At 68.8% G+C, this 20,338-nt stretch carries 17 protein-coding genes; 6 read left to right on the top strand and 11 right to left on the bottom strand.

Annotation, left to right across the window (positions count from 1 at the left end; genetic code table 11):
• Positions 1 to 24: 24 nt before the first annotated feature.
• Positions 25 to 576, bottom strand: coding sequence for a hypothetical protein (locus CFB81_RS27625; protein ID WP_006480314.1), 552 nt, complete (start codon positions 574 to 576; stop codon positions 25 to 27).
• Positions 577 to 751: 175 nt separating this feature from the next.
• Positions 752 to 1,573, bottom strand: a complete 822-nt coding sequence (locus CFB81_RS27620) for an IclR family transcriptional regulator (protein ID WP_069621650.1) — start codon at positions 1,571 to 1,573, stop codon at positions 752 to 754.
• A 648-nt stretch (positions 1,574 to 2,221) separates the two neighbouring features.
• Between CFB81_RS27620 and CFB81_RS27610 the strand changes: the two genes are divergently transcribed.
• A complete protein-coding gene (locus tag CFB81_RS27610; RefSeq protein WP_069621649.1) occupies positions 2,222 to 3,070 on the top strand; it encodes an ureidoglycolate lyase in 849 nt (282 codons plus the stop codon).
• Between the two features lie 139 nt (positions 3,071 to 3,209).
• On the opposite strand, the gene CFB81_RS27605 is transcribed toward CFB81_RS27610, so the two are convergent.
• On the bottom strand, positions 3,210 to 3,593 hold the full coding sequence (locus CFB81_RS27605; RefSeq protein WP_050013351.1) for a VOC family protein: 384 nt from the start codon (positions 3,591 to 3,593) through the stop codon (positions 3,210 to 3,212).
• Between the two features lie 251 nt (positions 3,594 to 3,844).
• Between CFB81_RS27605 and CFB81_RS27600 the strand changes: the two genes are divergently transcribed.
• Positions 3,845 to 4,504, top strand: a complete 660-nt coding sequence (locus CFB81_RS27600; protein WP_069621648.1) for an ABATE domain-containing protein — start codon at positions 3,845 to 3,847, stop codon at positions 4,502 to 4,504.
• Positions 4,505 to 4,519: 15 nt separating this feature from the next.
• Here the strand turns inward: CFB81_RS27600 and prpR are convergent, their stop codons facing one another.
• On the bottom strand, positions 4,520 to 6,502 hold the full coding sequence (gene prpR / locus CFB81_RS27595; RefSeq protein WP_089437269.1) for a propionate catabolism operon regulatory protein PrpR: 1,983 nt from the start codon (positions 6,500 to 6,502) through the stop codon (positions 4,520 to 4,522).
• Positions 6,503 to 6,672: 170 nt separating this feature from the next.
• Here prpR and prpB point away from each other — a divergent pair, with 170 nt between their 5' ends.
• The 4 genes from prpB to prpF all read left to right on the top strand — a co-directional run bounded on the left by prpB (position 6,673) and on the right by prpF (position 12,676).
• Positions 6,673 to 7,566 carry a methylisocitrate lyase gene (gene prpB / locus CFB81_RS27590; protein WP_006480320.1) on the top strand — a complete coding sequence of 298 codons (894 nt, stop codon included), beginning with the start codon at positions 6,673 to 6,675 and terminating at the stop codon, positions 7,564 to 7,566.
• 40 nt (positions 7,567 to 7,606) lie between these two features.
• Entirely contained in the window at positions 7,607 to 8,779 is a 1,173-nt protein-coding gene (gene prpC, locus CFB81_RS27585) for a 2-methylcitrate synthase (protein WP_069621646.1), read from the top strand.
• Positions 8,780 to 8,861: 82 nt separating this feature from the next.
• Positions 8,862 to 11,456 carry a Fe/S-dependent 2-methylisocitrate dehydratase AcnD gene (gene acnD / locus CFB81_RS27580; protein WP_089437268.1) on the top strand — a complete coding sequence of 865 codons (2,595 nt, stop codon included), beginning with the start codon at positions 8,862 to 8,864 and terminating at the stop codon, positions 11,454 to 11,456.
• A 26-nt stretch (positions 11,457 to 11,482) separates the two neighbouring features.
• Positions 11,483 to 12,676, top strand: a complete 1,194-nt coding sequence (gene prpF, locus CFB81_RS27575; RefSeq protein ID WP_069621644.1) for a 2-methylaconitate cis-trans isomerase PrpF — start codon at positions 11,483 to 11,485, stop codon at positions 12,674 to 12,676.
• A 58-nt stretch (positions 12,677 to 12,734) separates the two neighbouring features.
• Here prpF and CFB81_RS27570 read toward each other — a convergent pair whose 3' ends face one another.
• From CFB81_RS27570 to CFB81_RS27540, 7 genes are all read right to left on the bottom strand, one after another.
• On the bottom strand, positions 12,735 to 13,673 hold the full coding sequence (locus CFB81_RS27570) for an alpha/beta hydrolase (protein ID WP_089437267.1): 939 nt from the start codon (positions 13,671 to 13,673) through the stop codon (positions 12,735 to 12,737).
• A gap of 38 nt (positions 13,674 to 13,711) precedes the next feature.
• Positions 13,712 to 14,866, bottom strand: a complete 1,155-nt coding sequence (locus CFB81_RS27565) for an acyl-CoA dehydrogenase family protein (RefSeq protein ID WP_089437266.1) — start codon at positions 14,864 to 14,866, stop codon at positions 13,712 to 13,714.
• Positions 14,867 to 14,904: 38 nt separating this feature from the next.
• The gene (locus CFB81_RS27560) at positions 14,905 to 16,227 is read right to left on the bottom strand and encodes an MFS transporter (protein WP_089437265.1); all 1,323 of its coding nucleotides are present in this window, start codon (positions 16,225 to 16,227) and stop codon (positions 14,905 to 14,907) included.
• A gap of 10 nt (positions 16,228 to 16,237) precedes the next feature.
• Positions 16,238 to 17,290 carry a porin gene (locus CFB81_RS27555; protein ID WP_089437264.1) on the bottom strand — a complete coding sequence of 351 codons (1,053 nt, stop codon included), beginning with the start codon at positions 17,288 to 17,290 and terminating at the stop codon, positions 16,238 to 16,240.
• Positions 17,291 to 17,375: 85 nt separating this feature from the next.
• Complete coding sequence (locus tag CFB81_RS27550; protein ID WP_089437263.1) at positions 17,376 to 18,176, bottom strand: enoyl-CoA hydratase/isomerase family protein; 801 nt, start codon at positions 18,174 to 18,176, stop codon at positions 17,376 to 17,378.
• Positions 18,173 to 19,393, bottom strand: coding sequence for a CaiB/BaiF CoA-transferase family protein (locus CFB81_RS27545; RefSeq protein ID WP_089437521.1), 1,221 nt, complete (start codon positions 19,391 to 19,393; stop codon positions 18,173 to 18,175). Before CFB81_RS27545 ends, CFB81_RS27550 begins: the two co-directional genes overlap by 4 nt.
• Before the next feature lie 79 nt (positions 19,394 to 19,472).
• Positions 19,473 to 20,255, bottom strand: coding sequence for a crotonase/enoyl-CoA hydratase family protein (locus CFB81_RS27540; RefSeq protein ID WP_089437262.1), 783 nt, complete (start codon positions 20,253 to 20,255; stop codon positions 19,473 to 19,475).
• Positions 20,256 to 20,338: the final 83 nt, after the last annotated feature.

The following is a 20,338-nucleotide window of genomic DNA, read 5'->3' as shown; positions in this document are numbered from 1 at the left end:
CAGGAACCGTGCCCGTGGTCACATTCATGCAGCGAGTTTCGACGCCGCGTCGTTCACCTGGTCGCGCGAAATCGCGAGTTCCTCGAGGTGCGGATCGGCATAGACCGCCCCGGTTTCGCGCTCGAGGCGGGCGATCGTCAGCGCACAGCGCGCGGTGTCTTTCGGCATCGCGATGAAGCGCTTGACCGACTCGCCGGACGTGAACGCGTCGAACAGTGCGCCGCGCACGTCGTCCGGAAGCGTCTTCGTCCACTGGTACGGCTTGCCGTTGAACGTGATCGACGGCGGCAGCGTGCGTTCCTTCTTGGTCGCCGTGATGAGCCCGTAGGTGCGCGCTGCGTCGCCGATCTGCTCGGGCGAGAAGAGTTCGTCAGGCGTGATGTCGAACTGCTCGATGTAGTTCTCGATCGCCTGCATCGCGGCGGCACGATCGTCGCGCTTCTTCTGCGCGCGCGCGACGATATCGCGCAGCTCGTCCGCTTCCTCGGGCGTGATCGTGAAGCTTGCCTGCTTCTGCTGAAGTTCGGAGAAACGCTGGAATTCTTGATCGTTCAGAAGTTTGGCCATGACATCCATCGGACACGACGGCCGCGACAACCGGCCGCCGTAGTTTTTGAGAGGGCCGCTATTCTAGCGTAGCGCCGCAGGCGCCCGATGCGGCATCGCGCGTCGGGCACCGCACGGGCGTCGCACGCAACCGGAGCCGGCGCCGCTGCGCCGTGGCCGGTGCGCATTGCCGGGAACCCGCGTGTCAGCAGGTCTCGGTGCGGCACATCGACAGATGGGCGGCCGTGTCGCGCAGTGCGTCGACGACCACGTCCACGGACGGCGCCAGGTGCGCATCGATCCGGCGCATGTACGGGCACGTCAGCACCGCGATCGCATGGCCGGCCGGCCCGAGGATCGGCACGGTCAGGTCGGTCACGCCGTACGCCTGGCGGCTGTCCTGGCGCAGATAGCCGGACTGCCGGATCGACTGGCACGCATTCGCGAGCTCCTGCTCGTTCAGCGGCGCTTCGCCCTTGACCTTGCGATGCTCGGCCAGCATGTGCGCGCGTTGCTCGGCGCTCTGGAACGCCAGCATCATGCGCCCGGACGCCGTGTCGGCGAGGCCGACGCGCGAGCCGAGCCGGACCGACACGCCCCACGGGCCGGGCCCGTCCACTTGCGCGATCACGAGCAGGTTGCCGCGATCGTAGACGGACAGGTGGCACGACTGCTCGGCGGCATCGGCGAAGCGCTGCATCGGTGGCAGCGCCTCGGCGATCAGCCGGTTCATCGGCGGATGCCGGTGCGCAAGCGCGAACAGCTTGAGGCTGAGCGTGTAGCGATCGCCGCCGGTCGAACGCATCACGTAGCGGCGCGCGACGAGGCGTTCGAGCATCCGGTAGATTTCGCTCGCATTGCGGCCGAGCTCCTTCGTGATTTCGGTGCGGGTGAGTCCTTCCTTCTGCTCGGACAGGAGTTCGAGAATGTCGAGGCCCTTGTCGAGCGCGGGTGCGCGATAGCGATCAAGAGCGGCCATCGATTCCCGTGCGTCGCAGCCGGGAAGCGGGTCGTTGGTTGTCTGCATTGTCGATGTGAAGTTGGGGGATTACCGTCGATCGGTGGGCGACGCACGCTGGCCGGTTCTGCTCCGCGTATGGCAATGAAAGCCATCCGTACGAGCTTAGCAATAAACATACAGTGTGCAATGCAGCGTCTTTTTACCGATCATTACCCGACAAGAACGGATGGGCAAACGTTTTCGATGACAGGGGCACCCCGAATAGCCAGTATTCATGCCCCGATGGCAGGCGCTCCGGCGAGCGACGGCCGGTCGATTCGACGCTGGCGCGGCGCGTGTTGCGCCGCAGCGCCGGCAGTCGCACCAATAGTCGGTATCCGTCGCGTGTCATTTCACGGCGCGCGGCCGATGGTACAAAGGCTTGCGGGCCAGCGGCGGCGCGGCCGCGCGTGCAGCCGGCCGGCATGGGCCGGCACGCGTCGCGGATGCCGGCCCGTCGTCGCCGCTGCGCAGCCCGGCGGGCGCCCGTTCGATGCGCGCCGTACTGTCGTGCGGCGCCACGATCGCTGCGCCCGCACGACGCTCGCGCGTCGACGGCATGCCTCACGCAGCGCCTACGCGTGCCATCGACGATCGACGATCAGTCCGGCGCGCGGCCGCGAAAGGCCGCGTCGGCGGGTATCCTGTCCCATTCGACAACAGAGGTTAAGCACGATGAAACTGCTTCGCTATGGCCCGTCCGGCCAGGAAAAGCCCGGCATCCTCGATGCGGCCGGCCGGATTCGCGACTTGTCCGCGCATGTGGCGGATCTTGCCGGCGATGTGCTGTCCGACGCGGGTCTCGCGCGGCTGCGCGCGCTCGATCCGGCCGCGCTGCCGCTCGTGTCCGGCGAGCCGCGCATCGGCGCGTGCGTCGGTCACGTCGGCAAGTTCATTGGCATCGGCCTGAACTATGCCGACCACGCGGCCGAAGCCGGCATGCCGGTGCCGAAGGAACCGGTCGTGTTCGGCAAGTGGACGAGTTCGATCTGCGGCCCGAACGACGGCATCGACATCCCGAAGGGTTCGGTCAAGACCGACTGGGAAGTGGAGCTGGGCGTCGTGATCGGGGCGAAGTGCAAGGATGTCGACGAAGCGCGCGCGCTCGATTACGTCGCGGGCTACTGCGTCGTCAACGACGTCTCCGAGCGCGAATGGCAGATCGAGCGCGGCGGCCAGTGGGACAAGGGCAAGGGTTTCGACACGTTCGGCCCGCTCGGCCCGTGGCTCGTCACGCGCGACGAAGTGCCCGATCCACAGCGTCTCGACCTGTGGCTCGAAATCGACGGCCATCGTTATCAGAACGGCAACACGCGCACGATGGTGTTCACCGTCGCGCAGCTGATCGCTTATCTGTCGACCTGCATGACGCTGCAGCCGGGCGACGTGATCACGACCGGTACGCCGCCGGGCGTCGGCATGGGTATCAAGCCAGCGCCGGTATACCTGAAGGCCGGCCAAGTGGTGCGCCTCGGGATCGAAGGACTCGGCGAGCAGTTGCAGAGCACGCGCGACGCGCAATAAGCGCGTGCGCGGCGCGGACCGGCTGGAGGATGCAGCTACCCGCGCGCAGCTGACGACGATGTAGCCAAAAACCAGGGGCCCGATTCCGCGCGAGGCGGAATCGGGCCCCTGTCGCTCGTGCGCGTCCGCGCGAATCCGATCAAACGACGTTGTCGAGTTCGCAGTGCGCTTCGAGCCGATAGCCGTCGGGGTCGACGACGAACGCCGCGTAATAACCGGGGCCGTAGTGCTCGCGCTTGCCAGGCCCGCCGTTGTCCTTGCCGCCGTGCTCGAGCGCGGCGCGGTAGAACGCGTCGACCTCGACCGGCGACGCGGCCTTGAACGACAGGTGCAACCCCGAATCGGGATCGGCGACGACAGGCCGGGCCGCGTGCTGCAACCACAGCTCGGGCTCGGTCGTCCCGTAGCCGAGGGCGCCGTCGTCGCTATACAGGCGCTTGTAGCCGAGTGCGCCGAGCGCGCTGTCGTAGAAGGTGCGGCTGCGGTCGATGTGGGCAACGCCGAACGAAAGGTGGTCGATCATCTGTGGCTCCTTGAACTGAGGGGGACGTCAGTGCGGCAAACCTGCTTACAGGCACCATGCCAGCCGCTTGTAGCGCAGCGCGCCGAGCGTGCTGTCGTCGTACCGGCGGCCGACGGCGGTGTGGATAACGCTGAACGAAAAGCGATCGATCATCTGTGTCTCCTTGTAGTGAAGGGGCGTCGGTGCAGCAAGCCAGTTTTTAACCACCATGCCGGTTATGTTAGAAATCGCTCGGACGCTTGTCAACCGGCATGGTGGTTAGATACGATCGCGTCATGAGTAAAACGCAACCTTCCGTCACGACGGACTGCCTGATCCCGGCGCCGGCCGAAACGTTGAGCCTCGATTTCGCGAACACGCTGTACTGGCGCGGCAGCGACCCGCCGACCGAAACTTTCGGCACGATCGACGACCTGTTCGCGTGGTGCCGCGAGCAGGCGGGCGTGCCGGCCGGCCTGACCGACGCATGTCGCGTGCCCGACAAGGAGAAAGGGGAAGAGAACGGCGACGAGCCGGCGATGCTGGCGCACGCACTCGCGTTGCGCGAGGCGCTATACCGGCTCTTTCACGCCCAGGCGGAGCAGCGCGAGCCGCAGGCCGAGGATCTCGCGCTGCTCGGCGGTTTCCTCGCGCAAGCGCCGCCGCGGGTTGCGCTGGCGCGCGTCGACGGCCGCTATGCGTGGCGGATCGACGCGTCGGGTGCGACGCTCGCGGGGCTGTTGAGCCCGGTGCTGTGGTCGGCGATCGACCTGCTCGGCGGCGCGCGGCTCGCGAAGGTCAAGCGCTGTGCGAACGATGCATGCCAGTGGCTCTTCATCGACGACAGCAAGAACGGCAGCCGCCGCTGGTGCTCGATGTCGTCGTGCGGCAATCGCGCGAAGGCGTATCGCCACTATCACAAAGCCGAATGACGGCGCGGCCCGCACCTATTTCGCCGACAACTTCCGCCACAGCGTCGTCTTGCTGATGCCGAGCCTCGCACAGGCGCGATCGCGATCGCCGCCGCACGCGTCGAGTACCGCGCGGATCTCGTCGGCTTCCGCGCGACGGCGCCGCGCCTGGAGCGTCGGTGCATCGTCGGCGCCGGCCGCGTCGCGCGGCGCGGCGAACAGCTCGGGCGCGATCACTTGCAGCGCGCCGGGGGCGAGCGCCGCGCACGCGGCGGCCGGATCGCTTTCGTCGACTTCCTCGGCCAGCTCCACCGCGATCCGCTCGACCACGTTCTGCAGTTCGCGCACGTTGCCGGGCCAGCGGTAGCGCGCGAGCGTCGCTTGCGTCGCGGCGAGCACGCGCAGCGCGTCGTCGGTGTCGCGCACGCGATCGGCGAGGCGCGGCTCGCGCCGCGCGGCCTGCACGAGCAGCGTCGCCGCGAGCGCGGGGATGTCGGCCGCGCGCTCGCGCAGCGGCGGCAGGCCGATGTTCAGGATGTTGAGCCGGTAATAGAGATCCGCGCGGAACGTGCCGGCTTCGACGGCCGCAAGCAGCGGCCGGTGCGTCGCGGCGATCACGCGCACGTCGATGCGGATCGGCTCGGTCGAGCCGAGGCGGATCACCTCGCGCTCCTGCAGCACGCGCAGCAGCCGGCTCTGCAGCGACGGCGGCATTTCGCCGATCTCGTCGAGAAACAGCGTGCCGCGGTGCGCGGCCTCGAACAGGCCGGTCTTGCCGCCGCGCCGCGCGCCGGTGAACGCGCCTTCTTCATAGCCGAACAGCTCGCTCTCGAGCAACGCTTCCGGAAACGCGCCGCAGTTGACCGCGACGAACGGATAGCTGCGCCGCGCGGACAGCCCATGCAGGCTCTGCGCGATCATTTCCTTGCCGGTGCCGCTTTCGCCGAGCACGAGCACGGTCGCGTCGGACTTCGCGTAGCGGCGCACGAGCGCGCGCACGCGCGTCATCGGCGCCGAGGCGCCGACCACGTCGTCGAGCGCATAGCGTGCGGCGAACTGTTGCGTGGTGGGCTGCGAACGCAATGCGCGATCGAGCCGTTCGACCGCGCGCGATTCCTGGAACGTCAGCACGCTCCCCGACGTGACGCCGCGATCGACCAGCGGCCCGCGGTGCACGACGTAGCGCACCCCGCGCACGGTCGCGAGCGCGTCGCCGTCCTCGCCGCGCAGCGTGCGCAGCTCGGGCCGCAGGTCGACGAGCGCGCGGCCGACGGCCGCCGCGGGTTCGACCCCGAGCGCCGACGCGAGCCGTTCGTTGATCGCCTCGACGCGGCCGTGCGCGTCGAGCGCGACCACGCCGTCGCGCAGGTGCTGCAGCAGCGTGTCGAGCCGCTGGCGGCGGAAAGCCTCGGCGTGCGTCGCATACGCGACTTCGAGCGCCGTCTCGACGGCCTTGCGCACCGACGCATGCGAATACAGGAATACCGCGCCCATGCCGACGCTGGCCGCGAGATCGGTCACGAGGCCCGGGCCGACGATCGTCTCGATGCCGCGATCGCGCAGGTCGTGCACGCAGGCTTCCGCTTCCTGGGCGGACTGATATGACGCAAACTGCACGTCGAGGCCGTACGCGGCGACGAAGCGGCGCACTTCGGGCGGCGTCTCGCCGGCGCTGACGAGCGCGATCCGCGCGGCGTCGCGCCGCGCGCGCGCGAGCGCCTGCATCACGTCGAAGCCGGTCGGCGACACGACCACCACCGGCACCTGCGCCCGCGTTTTCAGGAAGCCGCCGTTCGAGCCGGCCGCCACGATCACGTCGGGCCGCGCGGCGCCGGCCTCCGCGAGCGCGCTCAGCGCATCTTCATAGGCGCGCGTGACGATGCGCACGTCCGCGCGTTCGTCGAATTCGCCGGCGATCTCGCGAAACAGCTCGCGCAGCCGGCTGATGCCCATTGCCCAGATGCGCGGACGTACCGTGCGGTCGGCCGGGCCGACGGGCTTGGTCGAGGAGAGGTCCATGACGGCCGATTATGCGCGCGAGATTTCATTTTTGAAACATGAAATCGCTAAATTGAAATCGCCGGGCGGTGCCACGCACACGGCGGTGGCTTAAGAATCAGTGGGTTAGCGACGTTTCGCAAGCTGGCCCGGTCCTTGCTGTTATCGAGCATTCCATCAGGAGGCCGTTCATGAGCAATACGCATCTTCAGAGCGCCGGCGCGAAGTTCCGCGCGGCAGTCGCGGCCGAGCAGCCGCTGCAGGTGGTCGGCGCGATCACCGCGTACGCGGCCAAGATGGCGCAGGCCGTCGGCTTCAAGGCCGTGTACCTGTCGGGCGGCGGCGTCGCCGCGAACTCGCTCGGCATCCCCGACCTCGGCATCAGCACGATGGAAGACGTGCTGATCGACGCGACCCGGATCACCAACGCGACCGACCTGCCGCTGCTGGTCGACATCGACACGGGCTGGGGCGGCGCGTTCAATATCGCGCGCACGGTCCGCTCGTTCATCAACGCCGGCGTCGCGGCCGTGCACCTCGAGGACCAGGTCGGCCAGAAGCGCTGCGGCCATCGTCCGGGCAAGGAAGTCGTGCCGATCGACGAAATGGTCGATCGCGTGAAGGCCGCGGTCGACGCGCGTACCGACGACCAGTTCGTGATCATGGCACGCACCGACGCGGCCGCCGCGGAAGGGATCGACTCGGCGATCGAGCGCGCGGTCGCGTACGTCGAAGCCGGCGCGGACATGATCTTCCCGGAAGCGATGAAGACGCTCGACGACTACCGCCGTTTCAAGGCCGCCGTGAAGGTGCCGATCCTCGCGAACCTGACCGAGTTCGGCTCGACGCCGCTGTTCACGGTCGACGAGCTGCGCGAGGCGAACGTCGACATCGCGCTGTACTGCTGCGGCGCGTATCGCGCGATGAACAAGGCCGCGCTGAATTTCTACGAGACGCTGCGCCGCGACGGCACGCAGAAGGCGGCCGTGCCGACGATGCAGACGCGCGCCGAGCTGTACGACTTCCTCGGCTATCACGAATACGAGCGCAAGCTCGACGAACTGTTCGCGCAGGGCAAGAAGTAACGCGGCCCGCACCCCCCGATACCCATTGGAGAAGGAAAACATGAGCGAGACGAAAGACGCAGCAGCACCGGCCGCCGCAGGCGCATTCAAGCCGAAGAAGTCGGTGGCGCTGTCGGGCGTGACGGCCGGCAACACGGCGCTGTGCACGGTCGGCAAGACCGGCAACGACCTGCACTACCGCGGCTACGACATTCTCGACGTCGCCGAATCGTGCGAGTTCGAGGAAATCGCGCACCTGCTCGTGCACGGCACGCTGCCCAACCTGACCGAACTGGCCGCGTACAAGACCAAGCTGCGCGCGCTGCGCGGCCTGCCGAGCGCGCTGAAGGCCGCGCTCGAACAGATCCCGGCGTCGGCTCACCCGATGGACGTGATGCGCACCGGCGTGTCGGTGCTCGGCACCGTGCTGCCGGAGAAGGACGACCACAACCTGCCGGGCGCGCGCGACATCGCCGACCGCCTGATGGCGTCGCTCGGCTCGATGCTGCTGTACTGGTATCACTTCTCGCACAACGGCAAGCGCATCGAAACCGAAACCGACGACGACTCGATCGGCGGCCACTTCCTGCACCTGCTGCACGGCAAGACGCCGTCGAAGTCGTGGGTCGAGGCGATGCACACGTCGCTGATCCTGTACGCGGAGCATGAATTCAACGCGTCGACGTTCACCGGCCGCGTGATCGCGGGCACGGGCTCGGACATCTACTCGGCGATCACCGGCGCGATCGGCGCGCTGCGCGGGCCGAAGCACGGCGGCGCGAACGAAGTCGCGTACGAAATCCAGAGCCGCTACAGCTCGCCGGACGACGCCGAAGCCGACATTCGCCGCCGCGTCGAGAACAAGGAAGTCGTGATCGGCTTCGGCCATCCGGTCTACACGATCTCCGATCCGCGCAACAAGGTGATCAAGGGCGTCGCGCACAAGCTGTCGAAGGAAGCGGGCGACACCAAGCTGTACAACATCGCCGAGCGTCTGGAATCGGTGATGTGGGACGCGAAGAAGATGTTCCCGAACCTCGACTGGTTCAGCGCGGTGTCGTATCACATGATGGGCGTGCCGACCGCGATGTTCACGCCGCTGTTCGTGATTTCGCGCACGTCGGGCTGGAGCGCGCACATCATCGAGCAGCGCATCGACAACAAGATCATCCGCCCGAGCGCGAACTACACCGGTCCTGAAGACCTGCAGTTCGTGCCGATCGAGAAGCGCTGATCGCCGGCCGCGCACGCCGGCGCCCCGCGATGGGGGCTGTCGGCGCGCGCGGCACGTCTTACCCCGAATTCCGCCCCACATCATGAATACCGCCAACCGCAAACCCCTGCCCGGCACGTCGCTGGACTACTTCGACGCGCGTGCCGCGGTCGACGCGATCGCACCCGGCGCGTACGACACGCTGCCGTACACCTCGCGCGTGCTCGCCGAAAACCTCGTGCGCCGCTGCGATCCGGCGATCCTCGCCGATTCGCTGAAGCAGATCGTCGAGCGCAAGCGCGAACGCGATTTCCCGTGGTTCCCGGCGCGCGTGGTGTGCCACGACATCCTCGGGCAGACGGCGCTCGTCGATCTCGCGGGCCTGCGCGACGCGATCGCGGACGGCGGCGGCGACCCCGCGAAAGTGAACCCGGTCGTGCCCGTGCAGCTGATCGTCGACCACTCGCTCGCCGTCGAATGCGGCGGCTTCGACCCGGACGCGTTCGCGAAGAACCGCGCGATCGAGGATCGCCGCAACGAGGATCGCTTCCACTTCATCGAGTGGACGAAGAAGGCGTTCGAGAACGTCGACGTGATCCCGCCGGGCAACGGCATCATGCACCAGATCAACCTCGAGAAGATGTCGCCGGTGATCCAGGTGCAGGACGGCGTCGCGTATCCGGACACCTGCGTCGGCACCGACAGCCACACGCCGCACGTCGATGCGCTCGGCGTGATCGCGATCGGCGTCGGCGGGCTCGAAGCCGAGAACGTGATGCTCGGCCGCGCGTCGTGGATGCGCCTGCCCGACATCGTCGGCGTCGAGCTGACCGGCAAGCGCCAGCCCGGCATCACCGCGACCGACGTCGTGCTCGCGCTGACCGAATTCCTGCGCAAGGAGAAGGTGGTCGGCGCGTATCTGGAATTCCGCGGCGAAGGCGCGGCGAGCCTCACGCTCGGCGATCGCGCGACGATCTCGAACATGGCGCCCGAGTATGGCGCGACGGCCGCGATGTTCTTCATCGACGGCCAGACGACCGACTACCTGCGCCTCACCGGCCGCAGCGACGAGCAGGTGAAGCTCGTCGAGACCTACGCGAAGGCGGCCGGCCTGTGGGCCGATACGCTCGCCGATGCGCAATATGAGCGCACGCTGACGTTCGACCTGTCGAGCGTCGTGCGCAACATGGCGGGCCCGTCGAATCCGCACAAGCGGCTGCCGACGTCCGATCTCGCCGCACGCGGGATCGCCGGTCAGTGGGAAGAGAAGCCGGGCGAGATGCCCGACGGCGCGGTGATCATCGCCGCGATCACGAGCTGCACGAACACGAGCAACCCACGCAACGTGATCGCCGCGGCGCTGCTCGCCCGCAACGCGAATGCGAAGGGCCTGACGCGCAAGCCGTGGGTGAAGAGCTCGCTCGCGCCGGGATCGAAGGCGGTCGAGCTGTATCTGAAAGAAGCGAACTTGCTGCCGGAACTCGAGAAGCTCGGCTTCGGCATCGTCGCGTTCGCATGCACGACCTGCAACGGGATGTCGGGCGCGCTCGACCCGAAGATCCAGCAGGAGATCGTCGATCGCGACCTGTACGCGACCGCCGTGCTGTCGGGCAACCGCAACTTCGACGGCCGCATTCATCCGTATGCGAAGCAGGCGTTCCTCGCGTCGCCGCCGCTTGTCGTCGCGTACGCTATCGCCGGCACGATCCGCTTCGACATCGAGAAGGACGTGCTCGGTCACGATCAGGACGGCAAGCCCGTTACGCTGAAGGACATCTGGCCGACCGACGAGGAGATCGACGCGATCGTCGCGTCGAGCGTGAAGCCCGAGCAGTTCCGCAAGGTCTACGAGCCGATGTTCGCGCGCAGCGCCGACGCCGGCGAGCGCGCGGCGCCGCTGTACGACTGGCGCGCGCAGAGCACGTACATCCGCCGCCCGCCGTACTGGGAGGGCGCGCTGGCCGGCGAGCGCACGCTGAAGGGCATGCGGGCGCTCGCGGTGCTCGGCGACAACATCACGACCGACCACCTGTCGCCGTCGAACGCGATCCTGCCGAACAGCGCGGCCGGCGAATACCTCGCGAAGATGGGCCTGCCCGAAGAAGACTTCAACTCGTACGCGACGCACCGGGGCGACCACCTGACCGCGCAGCGCGCGACCTTCGCGAACCCGACGCTGATCAACGAGATGGCGATCGTCGACGGCGCGGTGAAGAAGGGCTCGCTTGCGCGCGTCGAGCCGGAAGGCAAGGTCATGCGGATGTGGGAAGCGATCGAGACGTACATGAATCGCAAGCAGCCGCTGATCGTCGTGGCCGGCGCCGACTACGGTCAGGGCTCGTCGCGCGACTGGGCCGCGAAGGGCGTGCGGCTCGCGGGCGTCGAGGCGATCGCCGCCGAAGGCTTCGAGCGGATTCACCGCACGAACCTGATCGGGATGGGCGTGCTGCCGCTCGAGTTCAAGCCGGGCACGAACCGGACGACGCTCGGCATCGACGGCACCGAAACCTTCGACGTGATCGGCGAGCGTACGCCCCGCGCCGACCTGACGCTCGTGATTCACCGCAGGAACGGCGAGCGCGTCGAGGTGCCGATGACGTGCCGGCTCGATACGGCCGAGGAAGTGTCGATCTACGAAGCGGGCGGCGTGCTGCAGCGTTTCGCGCAGGACTTCCTCGAATCGTCGCAGGCAGCCTGACCGGCTCAAACAGGGATAACGCAAACATGGCTCACATTCCTCAAATCAGGATTCCCGCCACGTACATGCGCGGCGGCACCAGCAAGGGCGTGTTCTTCCGGCTGCAGGACCTGCCGGATGCCGCGCAGGCGCCGGGCGCCGCGCGCGACGCGCTGCTGCTGCGCGTGATCGGCAGCCCCGATCCGTACGGCAAGCAGATCGACGGGATGGGCGGCGCGACGTCGTCCACCAGCAAGACGGTGATCGTGTCGAAAAGCACGCGGCCGGGGCACGACGTCGACTACCTGTTTGGCCAGGTCGCGATCGACAAGGCGTTCGTCGACTGGACCGGAAACTGCGGCAACCTGTCGGCGGCGGTCGGCCCGTTCGCGATCGGCGGCGGGCTCGTCGATCCGGCGCGCGTGCCGAGGGACGGCGTCGCGACCGTGCGGATCTGGCAGGCGAACATCGGCAAGACGATCGTGGCGCACGTGCCGATCGTGAACGGCGCGGTGCAGGAGACGGGCGACTTCGAACTGGACGGCGTCACGTTCCCGGCCGCCGAAGTGCAGCTCGAATTCATGGACCCGGCCGCCGAGGAAGAAGGCGCGGGCGGCTCGATGTTCCCGACCGGCAACCTCGTCGACGATCTGGCCGTGCCGGGCATCGGCACGCTGAAGGCGACGATGATCAACGCGGGCATCCCGACGATCTTCGTCGATGCGGAAGCGATCGGCTATACGGGCACCGAGCTGCAGGACGCGATCAACGGCGACGCGAAGGCGCTCGAGAAATTCGAGACGATCCGCGCGCACGGCGCGCTGCGCATGGGCCTGATCGACACGCTCGACGAAATCGCGACGCGGCAGCACACGCCGAAGATCGCGTTCGTCGCGAAGCCGGCCGACTACGTCGCGTCGAGCGGCAAGCGCGTGAATGCGGGCGACGTCGACCTGCTGGTGCGCGCGATGTCGATGGGCAAGCTGCACCACGCGATGATGGGTACGGCGGCGGTCGCGATCGGCACGGCCGCGGCGATCCCCGGCACGCTCGTCAACCTGGCGGCGGGCGGCGGCGAACGCAACGCGGTGCGCTTCGGCCATCCGTCGGGCACGTTGCGCGTCGGCGCGGAAGCGCAGCAGCAGGAGAACGGCGAGTGGACAGTCACCAAGGCGATCATGAGCCGCAGCGCGCGCGTGCTGATGGAAGGCTGGGTGCGAGTGCCGGGGGATGCGTTCTGATCGTTGCCGGCGGTATCGGCGCAGATGCGGGCGGCTTCGGCCGCCCGCGTCGTTTTCGTCAGCCGTGCAGGAAGCGGCGCAACGCGTCGTGGCTCAGGCGGCGCGCCGTTTCGGCGATGCGCGCGCCGGGCACGATGTCGAAACCGTGCACGCCGCCGGGCAGCACGTGCAGTTCGGTCGGCACGCCCGCGCGGAGCAGGCGCCGCGCATAGTCGAGGTTTTCGTCGAGGAACAGGTCGAGCGAGCCGACCGACAGGAACGCGGGCGGCAGGCCGTCGAGCCGCGTGGCGCGCGCGGCGGCCGCGTAGGGCGACACGCCGTCGATGCCCGGCGCGTGACCGAGCAGCGAGGTCCAGCCGAACCGGTTGTTGGCCGCGTGCCAGACGAACTCGCCGGCATGCGGGTGCGGCGTGCGCGTGCAGGTGCGATCGTCGAGCATCGGGTAGATCAGATGCTGGAACGCGAGCCGGTATTCGCCGCGGTCGCGGGCCAGCAGCGCCAGCGAGGCGGCGAGTCCGCCGCCCGCGCTCTCGCCCGCCACGCCGATCCGCGACGCATCGATGCCGAGCGTATCGGCATGGCGGAAGATCCATGCGAGCGCCGCGTAGCAATCCTCGATCGCGCCGGGAAACACGGTTTCAGGCGCGAGCCGGTAGTCGATCGAGATCAGCGCGCAGCCGAGCTGCGTCACGAGCGACCGGTGCACCGCCTCGAGATCCTTCGCCTTGCCGCGCACGAAGCCGCCGCCATGCAGGTGAACGATCGCCGGAAGTGGCCGCGCGTGATCGTCAGGCAGGTAGACGAGGACCGGGACGTCCGGCGCACCGGCGGGGCCGGGCACCGTGCGGTGTTCGAGCGTGCTGCCGGCCAGGTCGGGCGGCGGCAGCGGCAGCACGCGTTCGCGCGACTGCGCGAGGTTGTCGATGCCGAGCGTGACGGTCGGCCAGGTCTCGAGCAGCGGGCGGATTTCGGGGTCGACGAGATGCAGGGTGTCCAACGCATGGCTCCATCGTGAAGATGGGCGGTGCACCGCGGTCAGAGCGCGCTGCGCGCGATGACCCAGCGGTGCACCTCGGTCGGGCCTTCGAAGATGCGCATCAGCCGCGCTTCGCTGGCCATCTGCTGCAACGGCATTTCCTTCGTCATGCCCATCGCGCCGAGCGCCTGCATCGCATGATCGATGACGCTCGACGCTATTTCGGTGGCGAACACCTTGACCATCGAGATCTGCGTGCGTGCATCCTGCCCGGCATCCACGCGCGCGGCCGCTTCGTAGGTCATGAGGCGGCACGCGTGGATCTGCGTGAGCGCGTCGGCGACCCACCACTGGACCGCCTGGCGTTCCGCGAGCGGCACGCCGAAGGTCTTGCGCTGTTTCGCATGGTCGCACAGCATCGCGACCGCGCGCTCGGCGCGGCCGATGCACCATGCGGCCATCTCCAGCCGCCGGTTCGCGAGCCGTGCCTGCATCGGCGCGAAGCCGGCACCTTCCTGGCCCAGCAGTTGCGCGGCGGGAATGCGGCAGTCGTCCAGCACGATTTCGTAGGTCGACAGCCCGCCGATCATCGGGATCCGCCGTTCGATGATGAAACCGGGCGTGCCGCGGTCGACGATGAACGCCGACATGCCGCCGCGCTTGCCCTTGCTTCGATCGGTGAGCGCCATCACGATCGTCCAGTCGGCTTCGGGCGCGTGGCTGATCCAGATCTTCCGTCCGTTCAGCACCCAGCCGTCACCGTCGCGCACGGCCGTCGTCGACAGCGCGCCCGGGTCCGAGCCTGCGCCCGGCTCGGAGATCGCCATCGCGGCACGCGTGACGCCGCGTGCGTACGGTTCGAGATAACGCGCGCGCTGCGCGTCGTCGGCCACGTCGCACAGCATCCGCAGGTTCGGCGAATCGGGCGGCAGGATGTACGGCGTCACGGTCGTGCCGATCGCTTCGTTGACGCCGACCATCGCGACGGCCGGCAGGTCCGAGCCGCCGGCGTCGAGCGGCGCGTCGAGGCCCCACAGGCCGAGCTGCCGGGAACGCTCGTCGAGGTGGGCGCGTTCTTCGTCGAGCAGCCCGAAGCGCTGGCCGTCGGCCTCGCGGGCCATGACCGCTGCTTCGAGCGGGATCAGCTCGTCCTGCACGAAACGTGCGACGAGGTCGCGGATCATCCGGTGTTCGAGTTCAAGGTCGAAATTCATGGGAGTCGATGAGGGTGAATAAAGGGAGGTCGATGCCGTCAGCCGGCGTTCGTGCGCGACACCGCGCGGGTGCGCAGCGTGCCGAGCAAGGCGACGGCGCCGGCCGCGAGCAGCGCGGCGTTGAAATAGAGGCCGCCGCGCATCGACCCGGTGGCCGTGTTGAGCACGCCCATCAGGAACGGGCTCGCGAACCCGCCGATCGCGCCGGACATCGTGATCGCCGCGATCGCGATCGCCATCGAGCGCTTCGGCAGCGCGAGCCCCGGCAGCACCCAGAACGCGGGCAGCGCCGCGGCGTGCGTGGCGACCGCGACGCAGAGCGCGATCATCAGGTGCGATGTGCCGGTGGTGCTCGCCAGCCCGGCGAGCGCGGCCGCGCACGCGAGCATCGCGACCGCGCCGTGCCCGCGCCATTCGCGCCGCCGCTCGGTGCGCCAGCCCATCGCGAGCATGCCGACGATGCCGCACAGGTAGGGCAGCGCGGACAGCACCCCGATCCGCATCGCGCCATGCAGGCCGCCGCGATGCAGGATCACGGGCATCCAGAACACGAGCGCATAGCCGGCGGCCGCGATCGCGAAATTCGCCGCGCACAGCAGCCAGAAATCGCGGTGGGCAAGCAGCGGCCGTGCCGCGTTCGCGTCCGGTGTGGCGGCTTCGGCGTGCACGTGCGCGGCGCGCAGCGCGGCCTTGTCGGCGTCCGACAGCCAGCGCGCGTCGTCCGGCCGGTCGTCGAGAAAGCGCAGCGCGACGAGGCCGAGCACGCTGCTCGGCAGCCCTTCGACGAGGAACAGCCACTGCCAGCCGCTCAGGCCGGCGGCGCCGTCGAAGAACGAGAGGATGGCGCCCGACACGGGGCCGGCGATCAGCCCGGCGAGGTACAGCGCGGTCATGAACAGCGCGAACGCCTTCGCGCGCTGCCGCGGCGGATACCACGCGCCGAGATAGAACAGGATGCCGGGGAAGAAGCCGGCCTCGAACACGCCGAGCAGGAAGCGGCACGCGTAGAACTGCGCGGGCGTCGTGACGAACATCGTCGCGGCCGAGCCGAGCCCCCACAGCACCATGATCCGGGCAATCGTCTTGCGTGCGCCGATCCGCGCCAGCAGCGCGTTGCTCGGAATCTCGAACGCCATGTAGCCGATGAAGAAGATGCCCGCCCCGAGCCCGTAGACGGCGTCGGAGAAGTGTAGTTCGGCGGCCATCTGCGCGTGCGCGAAACCGATGTTGATCCGGTCGATGAACGACAGCGTGTAGCAGAGGATCAGGAACGGCAGCAGCCGGCGCGAGATCCGGCGGTAGAGCGCCTGCGTCGCGTGATCGCCGGCGGCGGCCGCGTGCGTGGAAAGGGTCGGGGTCATGGACACTCCGTCAGAAGCGGTGGGCGATGCCGAGCGCGAACACCTGCCCGGTGCCGCCCGGTTGCGGCTGCAGGCCGACGACGACCGTGTTGCGGGCGTCGCCGCCGTTCTTCACGTACAGATAGCGGGCGTAGAGCGACGTGCGCTTCGACAGCGGATGGTCGTAGCCGATGCCGAGCGCGGTCGCGTCGTTCGCCGAGCCTTTCACGTCGCGACGCACGACCGAGACGAGCACGCGATCGAGCGCGCCGACGTTGATCGACGCGCCGGCGCTCGCGGTCGAGAACGCTGGCAGGTGCGCCGCCGTGCCGACGCCGTACAGGAACGCGGCGTACAGCTTGACGCGCGCGAATGCGTAGTTGGCCGCGAACACGTAGTGGCGCGTCGTCGACGGCGAGACGACGGGCGCCAGGTTGCCGGCCGACGTGTCGCCCTGGAAGCCGGCGCCGAGATAGAGCCCGCCGATCCGGTACTGGAGCCCGGCGCCGTAGTTGCGCCCGGCCTGCGTGGACAGCGCGTTGGGCGTCGGAAAGCCGTACGTGGCCATCACGCGCAGGCCTTTCCAGTCGGGGCTCAGATACGACGCCGCCTGGTTGAAGCGCGGAATCGGCGGCGTCGTGTTGCTCGTGATCGTGTCCGTCGACGTCGCGAGCAGCGCGAGCGGCGACAGCCGTTCGTTGAGGCCGAACGGATCGCCGTCGTACACGATGTAGAACGCGGGCGTGTATTGGCGGCCGAGCCGAAGGTCGCCGTAGCGCGTGTTCTGCAGCGACACGTAGGCCTGCCGGTAGAACAGCGTGCCGCCCTGGAACGATCCGTCGGCCGGCGAGAAGCCGCTTTCCAGCACGAACTTCGTCGACGTGCCGCCGCCGAGATCCTCGACGCCCGTCAGTCCGATGCGGCTCGTCGACGATCCGCCGCCGCTTTGCCGCAGGCTCGACAGGCTGCCGACGCGGTCGAATTCGACGTAGCTGTCGACGATCCCGTACAGCGTGACCGACGATGCGTGCGCCGACGTGGCGCTCAGCACGCACGCGCCGATCAGGAATGCTTTCCGTTGCATGAAGGTGTCTCCGTTCCATGTCTTGTTGTGGCGCGCCCGCGTTCTGGGAGCGGTTGCGCGCGGGGTGCCGCCGTGCCGCGTCGGTTCAGCGCCCCTTGAATACCGGCTTGCGTTTCTCGAGAAACGCGCGGGCGCCCTCGATCCGGTCCTCGCTCGCGTAGACGTCGGGGCCGACGTCCAGCCGCAGCGCGGCGGCCACCGGCAGCCCCTGGCTGCGTGTCGCGGTTTCCTTGATGCGACGGATCGTGAGCGGCGCGTTTTCGGAGATCGTCCGCGCCAGTTCGCGCACGGTGTCGTCGAGCGCGGCGGCGGGGACGACGCGGTTCAGCAAGCCGACGCGCTGCGCCTCGTCCGCGTCGAGGCGGCGGCCCGTGAACAGCAGCTCCATCGCGATCGCGCGCGGCAGCAGGCGCGGCAGCAGCACGCTCGCGAAGTTCGCGCCCATCCCGACGCGCGCCTCGGGCAGCGCGAAGGTCGCGTGATCGGCGGCGATCCGCAGGTCGCACGCGAGCGCGATTTCAAAGCCGCCGCCGACGGCGAAGCCGTTGATGGCCGCGATGGTCGGCTTGCGCAGTTCCAGGATCAGCTCGTGCACGTTGCGGGCGAGCCCGCGCATCGGCCGCATCCCGCGAATCTCGGGATCGCCGAGATCGACTCCCGCGCTGAATGCGCGCTCGCCCGCGCCGCGGATCACGATGACGCGGATCGACGGGTTGTCGTCGAGCGTGACCAGTTCGTCGCACAGGCGCCGGATCGCGTCGGCGGACAGCGCGTTGGCGACGTGCGGGCGATGGATCGTCAGCCACGCGATGCCGTCGTCGTCGTTGCGCAGGATCGACGGGGCGTCGTCGTCCGTCAGCGAGGAAAATGCGCCCGGCGTGGTCATGACGCGCTCCCGGCAGTATTCGCGCGCGTGTCGTGGAGCACGCCCGCCTGCCGCAACGCGTCCCGGCGCGCCGCGTCGATACCGAACGCGTCGAGCACGGCGTCGGTGTCGGCGGCGAACGGCTGCGGCGGCCGGCGTATCGATCCGGGCGTACGGGAAAGCTTGGCGGGGATGCCCGCGCCGGTGTACGTGTCGGTGTCGACGAACATCGCGTTGCGAGCGGTTTGCGGATGGCCGAACGCGTCGGCGACGGTGTTCACCGGCCCCGTCGCGACGCCCGCGTGCATCAGCCGCTCGACGACCTCGTCGGCACACAGCTCGGCGGTCAACTGGCCGAGCAGCGTGTCGAGCGCATCGCGATGCGCGACGCGCTGCGCGTTGGTCGCGAACCGTGGATCGCGCGCCAGCTCCGGCACGCCGAGCGCTTCGACGAGCCGCGCAAACGTGCGATTGTTGCCGGCGCCGGTCGCGACCGGCTTGTCCTTGCACGGATAGACGCCGTACGGCGCGATCGCGCCGTACACGTTGCCGGTCGCGACGGGAACCTCGCCGGTCGCCATCCAGCTCGTGCTGACCGGATGCAGCATCGACAGCGCCGTGCTGAACAGGTCGATGTCGACGTGCTGGCCGAGGCCGGAGCGCGTCCGTTCGACCAGCGCAAGCAGGACGCTCGATACGGCGCTCATGCCGGCCGCGAAGTCGACGACCGGAAACGGCACCTTGAGCGGCATGCCGCCCGGTTCGCCGTTGATCGACATGAAGCCGGCGAGGCCCTGCGCGACGGCGTCGTAGCCCGGGAACCGCGCGAGCGGGCCGTCGGTGCCGTATCCGGAGATCGAACAGTGGACGAGGCGCGGAAAGCGCTCGCGCAGGCAGTCTTCGTAGCCGATGCCCCAGCGTTCGAGCGTGCCCTGCTTGAAGTTGTCGACCAGCACGTCGGTTTTCTCGATCAGGCGGAACAGCACGTCGCGTCCGTCGGGATGCGACAGGTCGAGCGCGAGATTGAGCTTGTTGCGGTTGAGCCCCCAGTAGTAGCTGGAGAGGCCGTTCGGCATCGCGGGCCCCCAGTCGCGCGTTTCGTCGCCCTGCGGCGGTTCGATCTTGATGACGTCCGCGCCGTGGTCGGCGAGCGTCTGCGCGCAGAACGGCCCCGCATAGACGCGGCTCAGGTCCACCACACGCACGCCCGCGAGCGCGCCTTCGTTACTGCTGGTCATGACGATGTCTCCTTCGATGGGGATGCGATGCGCCGGCAGACCGGCACGCGCCGGCTGCACGGCCGTGATGCGTCGGGGTTCAGCCGCGTGCGGCGAAGAGTGCGTCGACCGCCGCGCGATGTTCCGGGGTCGCGTGCGCGAACGCCTGGTACGACGCCGACAGGTCGAGAACCGTGTCGAGGCTTGCATGGCGGCTTTCGCGCAGCAGGCGCTTGGTCAGGCGCAACGCGGTGCCCGAGTGGCGGGCGATGCGGCCGGCCAGTTCATGGGCGTGCGCGAGGAGGTCGCCGTCGGGCACGACGCGCGACACGAGCCCGCAGCGCAGCGCGGCCTGGGCGTCCAGTGCATCGCCCGTGAACGACATTTCCGCGGCGACGGCGGCGCCGACGATCTGCGGCAGGAACCACGCGCCGCCGTCGCCCGGCACGAGGCCGAGGGCGATGAAGCTCTCGGCGAAGCGCGCGCGGTCGGCGGCGATGCGGATGTCGCACATGCACGCGAGGTCGGTGCCGGCGCCGATCGCCGGGCCGTTGACCGCTGCGATGGCCGGCACCTCGAGTTGCTGGAACGCCCGTGCAAGGCGCTGAATGCCGTGGCGGTAGCCGGACCGGATCGCGGCAAGGTCGTGCGACTCCGATTCCATGAATGCGCGCATCGCCTTCACGTTGCCGCCCGACGAGAACGTCGTGCCGGCGCCGGTCAGGACCAGCACGCGGATCGAGTCGTCGCGGTTCGCGTCGTCGCAGCATTCGGTCAGCGCATCGATCGCATCGGTGTCCGAAATGGCGTTGCGGGTTTCGGGACGGTTCATCGTGACGGTCAGGATGGGGCCCTGCCGTTCACGGATCAGAAAGGCTGCCATGATGTCTCCGTGTGTTCTGTGCCGCGGGGCTTCACGCCGCAGGCCGAAGCCTAGTATCGTCACGACGGTTGGCGGCGGGAAAT

The organism is Burkholderia sp. AU28863 (assembly GCF_002223195.1).
GTDB lineage: Bacteria > Pseudomonadota > Gammaproteobacteria > Burkholderiales > Burkholderiaceae > Burkholderia > Burkholderia sola.
The sequence above is the reverse complement of the archived record's forward strand: the minus strand, read 5'-3'. Positions and strand labels throughout refer to the sequence as shown.